At 42.7% G+C, this 14,164-nt stretch carries 12 protein-coding genes; 4 read left to right on the top strand and 8 right to left on the bottom strand.

Going from position 1 to position 14,164, the window contains the following annotated elements; all coding sequences use genetic code 11:
- The first annotated feature begins 1,277 nt into the window (after positions 1–1,277).
- Together AC19MV_RS02700 and AC19MV_RS02695 are read left to right on the top strand one after the other, a co-directional pair.
- The gene (locus AC19MV_RS02700; protein WP_498305663.1) at positions 1,278–2,252 is read left to right on the top strand and encodes a DUF1852 domain-containing protein; all 975 of its coding nucleotides are present in this window, start codon (positions 1,278–1,280) and stop codon (positions 2,250–2,252) included.
- A gap of 81 nt (positions 2,253–2,333) precedes the next feature.
- On the top strand, positions 2,334–3,398 hold the full coding sequence (locus AC19MV_RS02695; RefSeq protein ID WP_498305661.1) for a methionine synthase: 1,065 nt from the start codon (positions 2,334–2,336) through the stop codon (positions 3,396–3,398).
- 98 nt (positions 3,399–3,496) lie between these two features.
- On the opposite strand, the gene AC19MV_RS02690 is transcribed toward AC19MV_RS02695, so the two are convergent.
- Both AC19MV_RS02690 and AC19MV_RS02685 read right to left on the bottom strand, forming a co-directional pair.
- The gene (locus AC19MV_RS02690; RefSeq protein ID WP_498305659.1) at positions 3,497–4,048 is read right to left on the bottom strand and encodes a response regulator transcription factor; all 552 of its coding nucleotides are present in this window, start codon (positions 4,046–4,048) and stop codon (positions 3,497–3,499) included.
- 30 nt (positions 4,049–4,078) lie between these two features.
- Positions 4,079–5,485 carry a sensor histidine kinase gene (locus AC19MV_RS02685; protein ID WP_498305657.1) on the bottom strand — a complete coding sequence of 469 codons (1,407 nt, stop codon included), beginning with the start codon at positions 5,483–5,485 and terminating at the stop codon, positions 4,079–4,081.
- Positions 5,486–5,886: 401 nt separating this feature from the next.
- Here AC19MV_RS02685 and AC19MV_RS02680 point away from each other — a divergent pair, with 401 nt between their 5' ends.
- Positions 5,887–7,293 (top strand): alanine/glycine:cation symporter family protein, encoded by a 1,407-nt coding sequence (locus AC19MV_RS02680; protein ID WP_498305656.1) that lies wholly within the window; start codon positions 5,887–5,889, stop codon positions 7,291–7,293.
- Between the two features lie 113 nt (positions 7,294–7,406).
- Here the strand turns inward: AC19MV_RS02680 and AC19MV_RS02675 are convergent, their stop codons facing one another.
- Both AC19MV_RS02675 and AC19MV_RS02670 read right to left on the bottom strand, forming a co-directional pair.
- The gene (locus AC19MV_RS02675; protein ID WP_498305654.1) at positions 7,407–8,183 is read right to left on the bottom strand and encodes a glycine betaine ABC transporter substrate-binding protein; all 777 of its coding nucleotides are present in this window, start codon (positions 8,181–8,183) and stop codon (positions 7,407–7,409) included.
- 75 nt (positions 8,184–8,258) lie between these two features.
- Complete coding sequence (locus AC19MV_RS02670) at positions 8,259–9,341, bottom strand: L-dopachrome tautomerase-related protein (protein ID WP_498305653.1); 1,083 nt, start codon at positions 9,339–9,341, stop codon at positions 8,259–8,261.
- Between the two features lie 832 nt (positions 9,342–10,173).
- On the opposite strand from AC19MV_RS02670, the gene AC19MV_RS02665 reads away from it, so the two are divergent.
- Positions 10,174–10,761: a TetR/AcrR family transcriptional regulator gene (locus AC19MV_RS02665; RefSeq protein ID WP_498305651.1), complete on the top strand. Its 588-nt coding sequence runs from the start codon at positions 10,174–10,176 to the stop codon at positions 10,759–10,761.
- Positions 10,762–10,805: 44 nt separating this feature from the next.
- Here the strand turns inward: AC19MV_RS02665 and AC19MV_RS02660 are convergent, their stop codons facing one another.
- The 4 genes from AC19MV_RS02660 to AC19MV_RS02645 form a co-directional block, all read right to left on the bottom strand.
- Positions 10,806–11,579 carry a 2-keto-4-pentenoate hydratase gene (locus AC19MV_RS02660; protein ID WP_498305649.1) on the bottom strand — a complete coding sequence of 258 codons (774 nt, stop codon included), beginning with the start codon at positions 11,577–11,579 and terminating at the stop codon, positions 10,806–10,808.
- A 249-nt stretch (positions 11,580–11,828) separates the two neighbouring features.
- On the bottom strand, positions 11,829–12,299 hold the full coding sequence (locus AC19MV_RS02655) for a Dps family protein (RefSeq protein ID WP_498305647.1): 471 nt from the start codon (positions 12,297–12,299) through the stop codon (positions 11,829–11,831).
- Between the two features lie 225 nt (positions 12,300–12,524).
- Entirely contained in the window at positions 12,525–12,977 is a 453-nt protein-coding gene (locus AC19MV_RS02650) for a DUF2127 domain-containing protein (RefSeq protein WP_498305645.1), read from the bottom strand.
- Positions 12,978–13,108: 131 nt separating this feature from the next.
- On the bottom strand, positions 13,109–14,164 hold the full coding sequence (locus AC19MV_RS02645) for a fatty acid desaturase family protein (protein ID WP_498305643.1): 1,056 nt from the start codon (positions 14,162–14,164) through the stop codon (positions 13,109–13,111).

Below are 14,164 nucleotides of genomic sequence, written 5' to 3'. Positions count from 1 at the left end.
AGAAGTAGAGCAACGCAGGAGCATGTTGCCGAGGGCGGTTCATTTACTCTCTTTAAAGAAATGACCTAACTCACTTTTTGGTTAGCTATTTATTACAATAATGAACTGCGATCCATCCATCTCTTAGTGAATATAATCCTATTTTCTTAACTATTTACTCGATATTTGTCTGTGTCCCTGGTCATCACTGAAAACAAGAGTTGAGCGACGCCAAGGCCTTAACTTGTGATACCCAAAACACTTAGCTGGGTATCACAAGCGCCACGACGTGAGTGGCCGCAGGCCATAAAGAACAAAACACCTGGTTCCCGGCTCAAAACCATTGCCGGGACGACGAGAAAGTAGCTAACAAGCTTCTATACAAAAATGAGTTAGATGTGTCAGCTTGAAGTGCCCAAATTCAACTCTGAACTTGAGGCCGTTGAAGAAAATGACGTGAGCTGGCCATGGCCTTTCACGCACATCCATGTGCTTCAAGGCATTCAGGCATCCTGCCTATCAGAGCCCGCTAGCTTTAGAGGGGAAGGGTCGTTCTTTGGCATCTGACCCATATGGATATGGGAAATGTCATTATGATGTCGGGAACATCATTGACCATGCCACCACGACATTCGTGAATCCATTCACATCAGACTCCTATCTGAAGCGGTAGCATTTTCATTCTTTACCATAAAGAGGTGGCCGAATCAGACTTCAAATGCGGTCAAAAACTGGATCTAACCACGTCGCGAAATTATCGCAGCTGTTGTTTAGTCAATAATGATAATTTTGAGGTGACGGCTGGGCCAATTCTTTTATAAAAAGTAAAGAGGGAACAGCCGTTGGTTTCCTCTTGGTCTGGTGTGGGCGAAGCACCACGACGTTAGTGGCCGCAGGCCATGAATACAAAAGTACAACGTAAACACCTGGGTCCCGGCTTAAAAGCATTGCCGGGACGACGATTAATGAAACATCTGGATCCCGGCTCAAAACCATTGCCGGGACGACGAGAAAGTCGCTAACAACCAATGTTAACTTCAGGCGACTGCCTATGCTAATCACACTGTTTACTGATGATGAATTGCGCTCATGTTGCAGGTGAAATAAACCCGTTTTTGTTGATGTGCCAAACCACGTATAAATAACTCAACGCTGAGCAAGCTTATTTAGAGTTGATATTAAGCTGTTACTTAAGCCGTCAGTTTGAAAAAGTGCTGAGCTCTACTGACTTAACAGTCTGCGCAATGAGTAACGCATTAATTCGGGTTTGAGAGCAGAAAAATGGGAACCACAACATCATGAATAAACAATTTACCTTTACCGTTAATAGCATTTGTCTTGATGAAAACTATCATCCCTCAGACACAACGCGGATCACCACCAACTTTGCCAATTTAGCCCGTGGAAGTTATCGCCAGGCTAACTTACGCAACGCGTTAAAAATGATAGACAATAGTTTTAATGCCTTAGCGCATTGGGATAACCCTAGAGGCGATCGCTATACTGTCGAACTTGAAATCATTTCGGTCAATATCGATATAGCAGGCAGTGGCCAAGCCTTCCCGTCGATTGAAATCTTGAAAACCACCATTGTGGATAGCAAAACCAACAAACGCATTGACGGTATTGTTGGCAATAATTTTTCATCTTATTTACGCGATTACGACTTTAGTGTCTTACTGCCAGAACATAACAAAGACCAAGCGCAATTTAGTATTCCAACTGACTTTGGCGAACTGCATGGCAAGCTGTTTAAGTCTTTTGTGAATTCAGATGTTTACAAACAGCACTTTACTAAGCCACCGGTTATCTGCCTCAGTGTGTCCGATAACAAAACCTATCAGCGCACAGAGAATCAACATCCGGTATTAGGGGTTGAATACCAGCCCAATGAGTCGTCGTTAACTGAGCAATATTTCCAGAAAATGGGCTTACAGGTACGCTACTTTATGCCGCCCAATACCGTGGCGCCGCTCGCGTTTTATTTTGTAGGTGATTTACTCAATGACTACAGCCATTTTGAGCTGATAAGCACCATAAGCACCATGGGCACCTTTCAAAAAATCTACCGCCCTGAGATTTATAATGCCAATGCCGTGGCAGGCAAATGCTATCAACCGAACTTAAACAACCTTGATCATTCACTCACTCAGATTGTTTACGATCGCACCGAACGTAGCCAACTGGCGAATGAGCAAGGCAAATTTGCAGCGGAGCACTTTATTAAGCCCTACCAGGCAGTGCTTGAACAATGGTCTGCTCATTATGCGTAATCGCTAGGCTTAATAACCTGCGTTAACCGCTCTGTTTAATCGCTACGTTAAACGTTAACCCCAATTGATGGCATTACTACTATGAAAACATCGCTTAAAAACACACTGTTACCGACTTCAACGGCTGGCAGTTTGCCTAAACCTTTATGGCTTGCCGAACCTGAAACACTGTGGTCCCCCTGGAAATTACAAGGTGACGAGTTAGTTGTTGGCAAACAAGATGCGCTGCGTTTGTCATTACACGACCAGCAGCAAGCAGGCATAAATATTGTTAGTGATGGCGAGCAAACGCGGCAACACTTTGTCACCACCTTTATTGAACACCTCAACGGCGTTGATTTTCAAAAACGTAAAACCGTTAAAATTCGTGATCGCTATGATGCCAGCGTCCCTACCGTTGTAGGGCCTGTCAGTCGGCAAAAATCAGTCTTTGTTGAAGACGCCAAGTTTTTACGCCAACAAACCACACAACCGATTAAATGGGCGCTACCTGGCCCCATGACCATGATAGATACACTTTTTGATGATCATTATAAAAGTCGCGAAAAACTTGCCTGGGAATTTGCCATCATACTCAATCAAGAAGCCAGAGAGTTAGAGGCTGCGGGAGTGGATATTATCCAATTTGATGAACCAGCATTTAACGTGTTTTTTGATGAGGTAAATGATTGGGGCATCGCATGTTTAGAAAGAGCCATAGAAGGCCTAAAATGCGAAACAGCAGTACATATATGTTATGGCTATGGCATAAAAGCCAATACCGACTGGAAAAAATCCTTAGGTTCCGAGTGGCGTCAATATGAACAAGCGTTTCCTAAGCTGCAACAATCAAATATCGATATCATCTCTCTCGAATGCCACAACTCTCATGTGCCAATAGAACTGCTTGAACTCATTCGTGGTAAAAAAGTCATGGTTGGCGCGATTGATGTGGCAAGCAATACCATAGAAACACCAGAGGAAGTGGCAGACACGTTACGCAAAGCCCTGCAGTTTGTTGATGCCGACAAGCTCTACCCTTGCACCAACTGCGGCATGGCGCCGTTATCGCATCAAGTAGCCAGAGACAAACTTAAAGCCTTAACTGCCGGTGCTGAGATTGTCAGAAACGAGCTTTTGGCCTTGAAGAATAAGCTTCAAGGTTGATTATAAGACAGTTTACATAGTTGGATAGATAGGTCATTTACGGCCAATGTAGATTAAAACGTAGACCTATCTATACCCACCCAACAAAAAATTAAACACTATCGATTATCCGCCGTGGGCTTTTTTAATAACTTGCGCTGCAAAGTACGGCGATGCATACCGAGTTGGCGGGCGGTTTCTGATACGTTGCCATTATTATTGGCGAGCACTTGTTGTATGTGTTCCCATTCTAATCGTTTGGGATTGAGGGGTTGCTCGGTGATGGCTTCAAATTCATCGGGTTCGGCACTAAAAGTGTTGCTGGATGAATGCAGCGCATTGAGCAAGGTTTGGGTATCGACAGGTTTGGCAAGATAGTTATCTGCACCTAAACGTATCGCCTCTACTGCGGTGGCAATACTGGCAAAGCCGGTGAGTAATACCATATACACATGGGGTAATTGCTGCCTTAATGGTTTGATTAACGACAAACCATTACTTTGTGCCAGCTTCATGTCGAGTAAAATGTGCGTTGGTATAAATTGCCTGGCCATTAGTAAGCTGTCGCTGGCATTGTCACAGGTTTTACATTCAAAACCGTGGCGAGTAAGACGACGCGCTAAAATAGTCGCTAACGCGCTATCATCTTCAATTATGAGTAATTTATTCATCTACGTCTCATGTACCCTTAACAATATCCGTTAAACCTCTGTGTGATCCGCTTTGGCTGCTAATGGTAAGGTCACGATGGCTTCAGTGCCACCCTGAGGATGCGCTTTAAGGTATAACTTACCGCCTAAACGCTCAAAACTGGTGTGGCTCAATAATACCGCAATCCCCAAGCCTTTAGGACTGCTAACCATATTACTGCCTAATGTGGATAATAAATGTGTCGCAATACCCACGCCATAGTCGCGAATCATAATGCTGATCTCTTGAGGCATTATCTGAGTAGATGGCGAACGAGATGCTGAACGAGATGACGATACGCTGATATTAATGTCGACTTTGGCACCTTGTTGATTGTCTTCACTAGCCTGGGCGCCATTTTGAATGAGCGCCAATAACGCCGGCAGTAAACTCATGTCGGTATGCAAAATGGCGGTTTCTGCTTCAGGGGAAATATGCAGGCTTAATTGTGTTTCGGGCATTAATAAACTGACCTGCTCTGACAGCAAGGCCACCAGCTTAGCAACCGATTGTTGCAACAATTTTTGCTCACGAATGGACTCAGTCGCTAAGCGTAAGTCGCTTAAGGTCACTTCACAGCGGTTGAGTGCTTGCTGCATATCTGCCAGTAATTCAGTTTGCTCGGCATCATGGGCAGTGTCTGATATTTCATCCACTAATAAGCGTAACGTTGCCAATGGCGTGGCGAGTTGGTGCGCCATTTGCGCTGATGCGGTACCTAAGGCAAGGATCTTTTCTTGCCTTAATTGCGCTTCACGTAAATAGCGCAACTCAACATTTTTTTGCCGAATACGTTTAGCAATAAAGCCCACGGTAATGGTTAACACTAATGCTGAAATAACAAAATTGAACCACATGCCTAAATAATGCGAGCCCATGTCCATGCTCATATTCATGCTGTGACTCATATTGGGATTGGCAGGCATGTCCATTGCCATTTGGCTCATATCATGGCCCGCATGCATATCCGCTGCAGTGTTAGTTGTATCATCAACGCTGTGATCAGGAATATTGATAATCATCAAACTATAAACCGCAGTCGACAACGCCGTTAACGACCAGGGCGCCCAACGAGGTAAGGTAATTGCTGAAATGGCTATCGGCAGCAGCAGTAATGATACAAACGCGTTGGTGGCACCGCCGGTGAAATACAACCAGGTGGCCCAAAATAAGGTGTCCAGCAGTAAGGTTAAAAACAATAAACCGTGATTATCGATACTCAGGCGATGAAATCGATAACTAAACCCCACATAACACGCTTCGATAATCAATACATAACTTAAGGTTATTGGTGGTGTGGTTAAGCCAAATAAATCAGCCGTAAACACAATAAGACCTATTTTTAGGCCCCAGTTAACCAATCGTAACAGTGCTAATTGTTGTTGATTTGCACTAAAAGGCAGATTCAGATTTGCCATATTTATCATCCTAACTTATTGACGCAACCCTATAATCTCACAGCAAACAATAATCAACCTAACGACACTTATCAATTGCGTAAATATCAGCCGAAAAAACCAATCGATATTGTCGCCTTCCCACAAGCCTACCGTGAAATAAACCGCTAGGTGACTTTTTTTATCGATATGCTGTTAACGACGCTTCAAATCCAAAGCCTTTAGTGTTATTAATGTACTTTAATTGCATAACCATTCTATCTAGCTGTTTAACTTAATTCTATTTCAGTCTATTTATTAAGCGGTTACCGATAAAAAATACTTACCCACTTTTGAGTTCATGGACTGACGATATAAACGTCAGGCTGCTTAAAACGGCTAATGAAAAGCTCAAAAATGAGATAAACCAAGGGATTTGTTCAATGATTAATGAAATTGTGTCGTTCGCTAATAATGTTTTATGGGGCGAATACCAAGTACTGATCTACATATTAGTATTTGCAGGAGTGTGGTTTTCATTGAAGTTACGGTTTATTCAACTGCGCCACTTTGTTTACATGTTTAAAGTCATGAAAGGCAGTACCCAGGGTGATAAATCTGGGATCAGTTCTTATCAAGCCTTATGTACCGGCTTATCTGCCCGGGTAGGTACCGGAAATTTAGCTGGCGTCGCCATGGCAATATCTCTTGGCGGCAGTGGCGCCGTGTTTTGGATGTGGGTGATTGCGCTACTGGGTATGGCGACCGGGTTTGCCGAAAGTATCTTAGGCCAGCTGTATAAAGTCCGTGACGATCATAAAGAATACCGTGGTGGACCGGCTTATTATATTCAAGCGGGGCTTAATAAACCCTGGCTAGCGATATTGTTCGCCCTGTGCTTATTTTTAGGTTACGGCATTAGCTTTAGTGCTATGCAAGCAAACACGATTACTGATGCCCTTAATCACACCTTCGAGATTTCTAGTGTGTATTCAGGTGCTGTTATCACCTTTATTGCCGGCATTATTGTGATGGGCGGCCTGCGCAGCATCGCCCGCTTTGCAGAATTAATTGTGCCGTTTATGGGACTCGCCTTTATTTTGGCTGCAGTATCGGTCACCTTAATCAATATTCAGCAAGTACCCGCAGTATTAATGGATATCTTTAACTCAGCCTTTGGCTTAACCGAAGCCGGCGCGGGTGCATTAGGCGCGGCGATAAAAAATGGTATTCAGCGTGGTTTATATTCAAACGAAGCCGGTGCCGGTAGCGTTCCGCATGCGGCGGCAGGTGCGACGCCTGTGCCTAACCATCCGGTTGCGCAAGGTTACGTGCAAATGCTGGGGGTATTTATCGACACTATGGTGTTGTGTAGCTGTACCGCGATTGTGATTTTACTGGCGCAAGGTAATATCGGCAGCGAAATGGAGGGCATTCGTATTACTCAAAATGCCATGACGCACCACATGGGCATCAGCGGCGATATGTTTGTGGCCATTATTATCACCCTATTCTCTTTTACTTCTGTGGTGGCCAATTACGCCTATGCCGAAAGTAATTTACACCTGTTTAAGCTGGATAATATTTATGGCCGTACCGGTTACACCCTGTTGTATTTAGGCATGGTGTATTGGGGCGCAAACGCCAGCTTAAAAGAAGTGTGGAACATGGCCGACATGGCACTGGGCTTAATGACGGTGGTGAATATCAGTGCATTGATGCTGTTAACCCCAACCATTGTTAATTTAACCCGCGACTATCAAGTTAAGCTTAAGGCCACCAATAAACCTGAATTCAAACTGGCGGATGTGAAAATTCAAGGTAAAACTGAAGACGGTGTATGGTCGTAAGCTCATTACGCTGAGTTAATACCGCTTTCTTTTTAGCGACCTTAACCAAGATAGTGAATAAAAAAACAACCCGTTATGGTCATGCCATTACGGGTTGTTTGTCATCAGCACAACTAAAAATGCTCGGTTAGCCAATCTCTTGTCACGGTATCAAGATCTTTTCCTTCACGGCAAACCTGGTAATCTAACGCCGCAATAATGTCGTTAGAAAAACGCAAGCCGTCTAGCACGGCAAGTTGCGATTCGCTAAATAGCGACGCGCGGTCTTGACGGAGCAACAATACAGCGCGATCAATAATGCCTAATAACCCTTTTGGCTCAACGATTTCACGTATGGCAAATTTATGATGTAAAAATTGTGGCTTCCACAATGGCACAATAAACCATTGCTTTTGCGCTTCAGCACGTTCAAATGCACCAAAACAATCTTCTTCGGTGCCGGTATGGAACTGATACCCTGCATCATTTAAACCATATTCACGCATCATGTTAATTGAAAAACGGCTGATGCCTGCGCCTGGGTTAATCCCTTGAATATCTTTGTTCATTTTGCTTATTACATCAGGCTTAAGTAAATCACTGACTTCGGTAATAGCATCCTCGGGAATATAATCAGGCACTCCCCACATGGCGTAAGGCTGGTAATGTAAACCCAGCTCAATGAGAGGCATAACATCTTCTACATCAGCGCGGTAGATACCATGACTAGACGGTAACCATGCCGACGCTAACATATCAGCCTGTCCTGATTTAAGGGCTAAAAAGTTGTCTTGATGTGGTGCATAAATACGGTTTACGGTAAAGCCCATATCTGTAATGACATGGCTAATAAGTGAGGCGGTTACCCGATGAAAAGAAAGGTCGGTTACCCCAATCGTAATTGTTGGCATAAATGAATTCTCAATAGGTAAAAATAGACACAGTGGAGGTGAGCCCTCCACTGTATTGAAGGTCGTGCAAATAACTTAATCTAGTTTGATGCGTAATACATGGAATGGTTTAGCGGCACCCTCTTCGCCTGCGTTAAGTGCTGGGTTTAAATGCAGTGAGTTTTGAGTCACGTACAAATATCCACCTTGAATAGAGAAACCATCAGCCCATGACAATAATGTGTCATCTTGTGCAAACACCTTGTAACCGTCTTGACCAATAATACCAATGGCATTACGTTCAACATCGCCCACATAAATGTTGTTGTTTTTGTCAATGATCATGCCATCACTTGGACGTTTTTCACTATAAAACTCAATCTTGCTGGCAAGTTCTTGCTCGGTTAATTTGCCATTGGCTAACGCCGCGGCTGCAATACGGTAAACAGCACTGCCATTAACGGTACCAAAATACACCCACTGCTGTTGAGCATCGATTGTGATTGGGTTTAAATTAAGGTAAAGCGCATCAACACTGCCATCTTCACGTTTTGCCGCTAACAAAGAATCGTCAATAATCAGATCATGCTTTGGTGATAATAATGTTTTATTTGACTGTAATACGCGGCGTGCTTTGCCACTTGTTAAATCAACCACCACAAAAGCAGGCGCTGGCTCACCGTATAAATTACCTAAACTGGTATCGGCAATATAAATTTGCTGACGTTGAGTGTCGATAACGAAGTCTTGTAAAAATGAGTTCGCGACCATGACATCTTTACTGATTTCGATACGCTTAAAGAGTGTGTTGTTAACCGTGTCCCAGGCAACAATTTGCGCCGCAGCATCCGCACTGCCCATATCAAGGATCCACACAACGCCGTCTGCAGTGCTATCAATACCAATAACAGATGATAAACCCACCTCACCTTTAGTTGGACCATCGGCCCAATCGACAGTAGGAAATGGGACTGTTGAGCCGTCTTTTAATAATTCAACGACACGAAACTCTGGGCCATCAAGCGGTTGCATAGAAAGAAACGTGCGGCCCTGTTCGGTTACGGTTAAATTACCTGGGCGTGTTCCGTCAAATTTTGCCACAACTTCTAGCTCAGCGGCTTGCGCAGTGTTAAATAATAGTGCCGTTGCTACGGCTAATAGTGTTGTCATCTTTTTCATTGTAAACCTCGTTATAATCTAAATTTAATCGTAAAAAATAACCCGCCTTGGTTATTTCATATCGTTAAATGACGCTTAGCTGCTTAAGCTGCAGCTCGATAATCTGCTCGATGTTGATGGGATGTATCTTAATTGCCAATTGCGTCGCAATAAACACGCTAATACATGAATTATTATCAATTAATATTTGACAATAGAGTGCTTTTGACACGAAAAAAATAAAGTAAACTGTTGTTATATAGACAATTAATTAAAAATAGTATTACAACGGATGCCTTACCAAAAGCAGTTAGTTGAAAGGAATACATGGAGAGTGCTTAATTACATTGAATATGCTGGAACCCCAGCGGCTTTGTATAGATAAACAAGGGGGCGTTGAAATGTAGTCTAGATCGGCTTGATTGACGCGAAAGACACACTTATACCCAATCAACTTGAAGATACGTGTTTCAGAGCTTCACCGTGTTTTCAATACTAGGCGCGTTAATGCGGTAATGTAGGCACCTTATGAATTAGCGCAACAACGTAGTGGGAACACGGTGAAACTCCCAAAGGGCAAGTTTTACACGCGTTTATGCTGCGTTATTGATTTTGGAAAGGGAACAACCATTACCCGCAATCAATGCCTTGCCTAAACGCGTGTAAATTCTTGCTGAAATCGAGCATCTTCAGGTTGTTTGGGTATATAACCGTTGTCATGTTTTTCCGAGACAATGATGTATTTATGATTAAAAATTAATTGAATATACTCATTTGTGATTAAAAATTAATGCAATAAACTGGCCTTACCTCCACGCAATATCGTAAAATGACGGTAACTAAAGAGGGGCACATGGCTAATATTTCAAAATTTGATCGCGAAGACGTACTAGAAAAAGCAAAAAATCTATTTTGGCAAAAAGGTTTTTTGGCCACCTCTACGCGTGAAATTCAAACTACCATGGACATGCGACCTGGTAGTATTTATGCTGCATTCGGTAGCAAAGCCGATTTATTTAATCAAACGTTAATTCATTATGCTCAAACATCAACAGATGTACTTAATGAGCAATTAGCCCAGCATGACCACGCGTGGGATGGATTAAAGCAGTATCTTCGCGGTTTAATCGTGCCTTGTTGTGAACATGTACCCAGTGAATTATGCATGGTGATGCGCACGCTTGCAGAACTTGATGAATCACATCAAGAAACCCTAGATATCGCAAAAAACCTACTCACTCAGGTTGAAAACCGTTTCGCCAGTATTGTTGAACAAGCGCAACAACAAGGTGATTTGCCCGCACAGTTCGATAAGAATAAAATTGCTAAAAAAATCCAGGTACACATAATTGGCTTACGTTCGTACTTAAAAGCCACTGGCGATACCGACACGGTTAACCAACAGCTTGAAGAGTTTTTTACTCAATTAGAATCCAAATAAAAAAAGCGCCTAAGGCGCTTTTTTTGTCTAAATCCGCAGCAGATTTACGCTAATGCATCAACAAAGCTGACGCTAAATTGGCCAATGTCTTTATATTCAATACTGACTTCTGTCGCCATCGGCACTTTAACCACTCCGCAATACGAGCCGGTAATGATCGCCTGTCCTGCACTGAGTTTTATGCCCTTCTGTGCTAAGTAGTTAATCATCCAATACACAGGTAATTGCGGCAGTTCACACGGATGCTTACCGTTAAAAGACTGCTGGTGATTATTTGCCGTTACCACAACATCAACATGGCTTGCTTGATAAGCGACCGACTTAGGAATTTGTGGGCCAATATACACACCCTGGTTACTTAAACCATCAGCGAGCTTTTCTAAATAGCTTGGTTGACTGTCGCGGCTAAAACGATTTTGTATTAACTCTAAGGCCATGTGAGTCGCGCTAATAGCACTGTCAATCTCATCATCAGTGTAGTGTTGATAAGGCTCAATATCTTGGCCTAATATAAAGGCTATTTCTGGCTCAATAAGTGCTAAAGCCGTCTCATCTTTTATCGTTGGGATAATGCCACACTGCTGGCCATGTTCAGCCGCTTGTAAAATCGGCGCCACAATAAGTTGATCGTTTGCTTGCGGAACAAGGCATTTCCAACCGGCAATATGACCATTTAACTCAATTATTTTTTGTTGAACAGTGATGGCCTGGTCAATATTTTGTGCAGTAAAAGCCTCAAAATTGGCGTTAGGATTAGCGTGATTTCGTTGTGCAAATAAGTGTTTAGCAAGTTCAGTAAGCAGTGTATTTTCGGTCACGGTAGCATCATCATAAAATAAAAAACATACATTAACGGGTTTGATTGGCTTTTTCTAGCAGCAAATAATACCATTCCGCATTAATAAGTGACTACTCAGAATGCGTCCAGCGTTTTTTGATTAAGGCGTCGCTATGTAGTCATGGTTGTTCCCTTTCAAATAGCGAGAACGCAGAGCAAAAAGCGGAATGGTATAAAACCGCTGACTAAAAGCCAGCGGTTTATAACGATATATGTTGTTAAAGCACGCTTACTTGCGGGTTGCGCGTAACATCCATGCGGTTTTTTCATGTATACGCATACGGTCAGACACTAACGCTGACGTTGACTCATCATCAGCGGCCTGGGCTAACTTAAGCACTGCGCGTGATGTTTTAACCACTTGTTCATGGCCTTTAGTCAGTAAATCAACCATATCTGCTGAAGAAGGTACGCCTTCGACTTCTTTAATCGAGCTTAAACGAGCAAATTCTTTGTATGTGCCTGGCGCTGCGACGTCAAGTGTCCGAATGCGCTCTGCGATATCATCGACGGCGACTGCAAGCTCTGTGTAATGCTCTTCAAACATTAAATGTAACTCACGGAAATGAATTCCGGTGACATTCCAATGGAAGTTATGGGTCTGCAAGTAAAGTGTATATGAATCAGCTAATAAGCTCTTTAAAGCCTCAGCAATTTTAAGGCGGTCATCTTTGTTGATACCAATATCGATGTCTGTCATGTTAACTCCTTATGTTGATGAATGAATCACTATAACAATACAACGTCTATTACTTTGGTAATATTGATCTTGCTCTGCTTTGACGCAGTATTGTTGAAATCTGAGTTTATTTATACTCTATGCAATTTATATTAGATCATTTTAAATCATAAAAACTATTAGATTTACAATTTTTAATCTATTTAACCTCAGCATAACATTTCAGACCAATATGTAAAATCATCACTATGACACTCTAGGAAACAATACCCGAAACATATACAGCACTATCGCAAGATTAATGAGCAATACAATGACACTGAGTAAACTAAAGTGATGAACCATTTCGTACAGCTCAAAAGGAAGGTAAATGGCCCCACTGACTAATGCAAACCATTGGGTCCAGCGCAAGTTATGCCACAAACCGTAGGCTTCGATAAACCGCACTAAAGTATAAGCTGCAGCCCCTAACGCCATTAATGTTAAGCTCGTTTGTGAGATAGAACCGATAGCGGCAATAAAAATACTTGGGTAATGACTGGCAGGATTTAAATGTAAATGGGTCACCAGATCAATGGCGAGTAACGATAGATTTTGCCCCGCATAGGCATGTAAGCCAATGGCGACGAGCAATGCTAATAAACCTTTACTGGCCTCAAGTACTGCGACCGCTCTTACACCGTTATCTGTATGTGCCATGGGATATCTTGTTAATCAAACAATTTCTGCGATGTTATCAAACATGACGACCAATAAGCACGTCAAATCACATGCTTATTGGCTAATCTCTAATACTTAATCTTTAACCCAAACAAGAGGCCTAACACGCTTCAAGGGAACGAGTATCGCACTATACGCTTAACCACTTGGCTATATTGACGTAAAAAAGGCCCGGTGTGATACGCAATACCGTGACGGGAAAGTATCGCCTGCACTTGGGGCGCAACTTGCTGGTAACGTGACGACGGTAAATCAGGAAACAAATGATGTTCAATTTGAAAACTTAAGTGGCCCGTTAAAATGTGAAACAGCTTACCACCTTTGATGTTCGACGAGCCTAATACCTGGCGATAATACCATTGCCCTTGCGTTTCATTTTCACACTCAGCCTGGCTAAAGGTGTGAACATCGGAAGTGAAATGGCCACAAAAAATAATGGTTGAAGTCCACAGGTTGCGCAGTAAGTTAGCGATTAAATTTCCCACCAACACCCACAGAAATAGCGGCCCAGCAAGCAATGGAAATACCACATAATCTTTTACTAGTTGCTTACCGCCTTTACTAAAGAAACGACGCTTGAGCTCCGTCGCATCAACTTTAGATGCCCTACCTTGTTTCTTTTTGCCCATAAAAACACGCTCAGCGGCAAGCTCGTGATATGACACCCCCCATTGAAATAACACACTTAAATATATGTAAGTGATAAATTGCCACAGGTTTTTAAGCCGCCATGTAAAGTCATTCGACAAGCGCAGTAAGCCATAACCAAAATCACGATCTTTACCAATCACATTGGTATAAGTGTGATGTTCATAGTTATGAATACGCTGCCAACTTTTACCGTCGCAGGCTATATCCCAGTCAAACTGGCGCGAGTTAATATGAGGATCGTTCATCCAATCATATTGACCGTGTAACACGTTATGACCAATTTCCATGTTATCGAGAATTTTAGCGCTGGCTAAACTCAATACACCAATAATCCACCATACGGGATGCAGAAAACCCAGTATTAATAATGCACGACCGCCCCACTCTAACGACCGTTGCCATACAATAATCTTGCGGATATAAGCTGCGTCGCTTGCGCCAACTTGAGCAAGTGTTTGACGCTTTAACTCATCAAGCTCAGTGGCTAACTGCTCAAAATTAATATTTTTATTCAT

The sequence above is a fragment of the Shewanella sp. MF05913 genome (assembly GCF_059758095.1).
The sequence above is the reverse complement of the archived record's forward strand: the minus strand, read 5'-3'. Positions and strand labels throughout refer to the sequence as shown.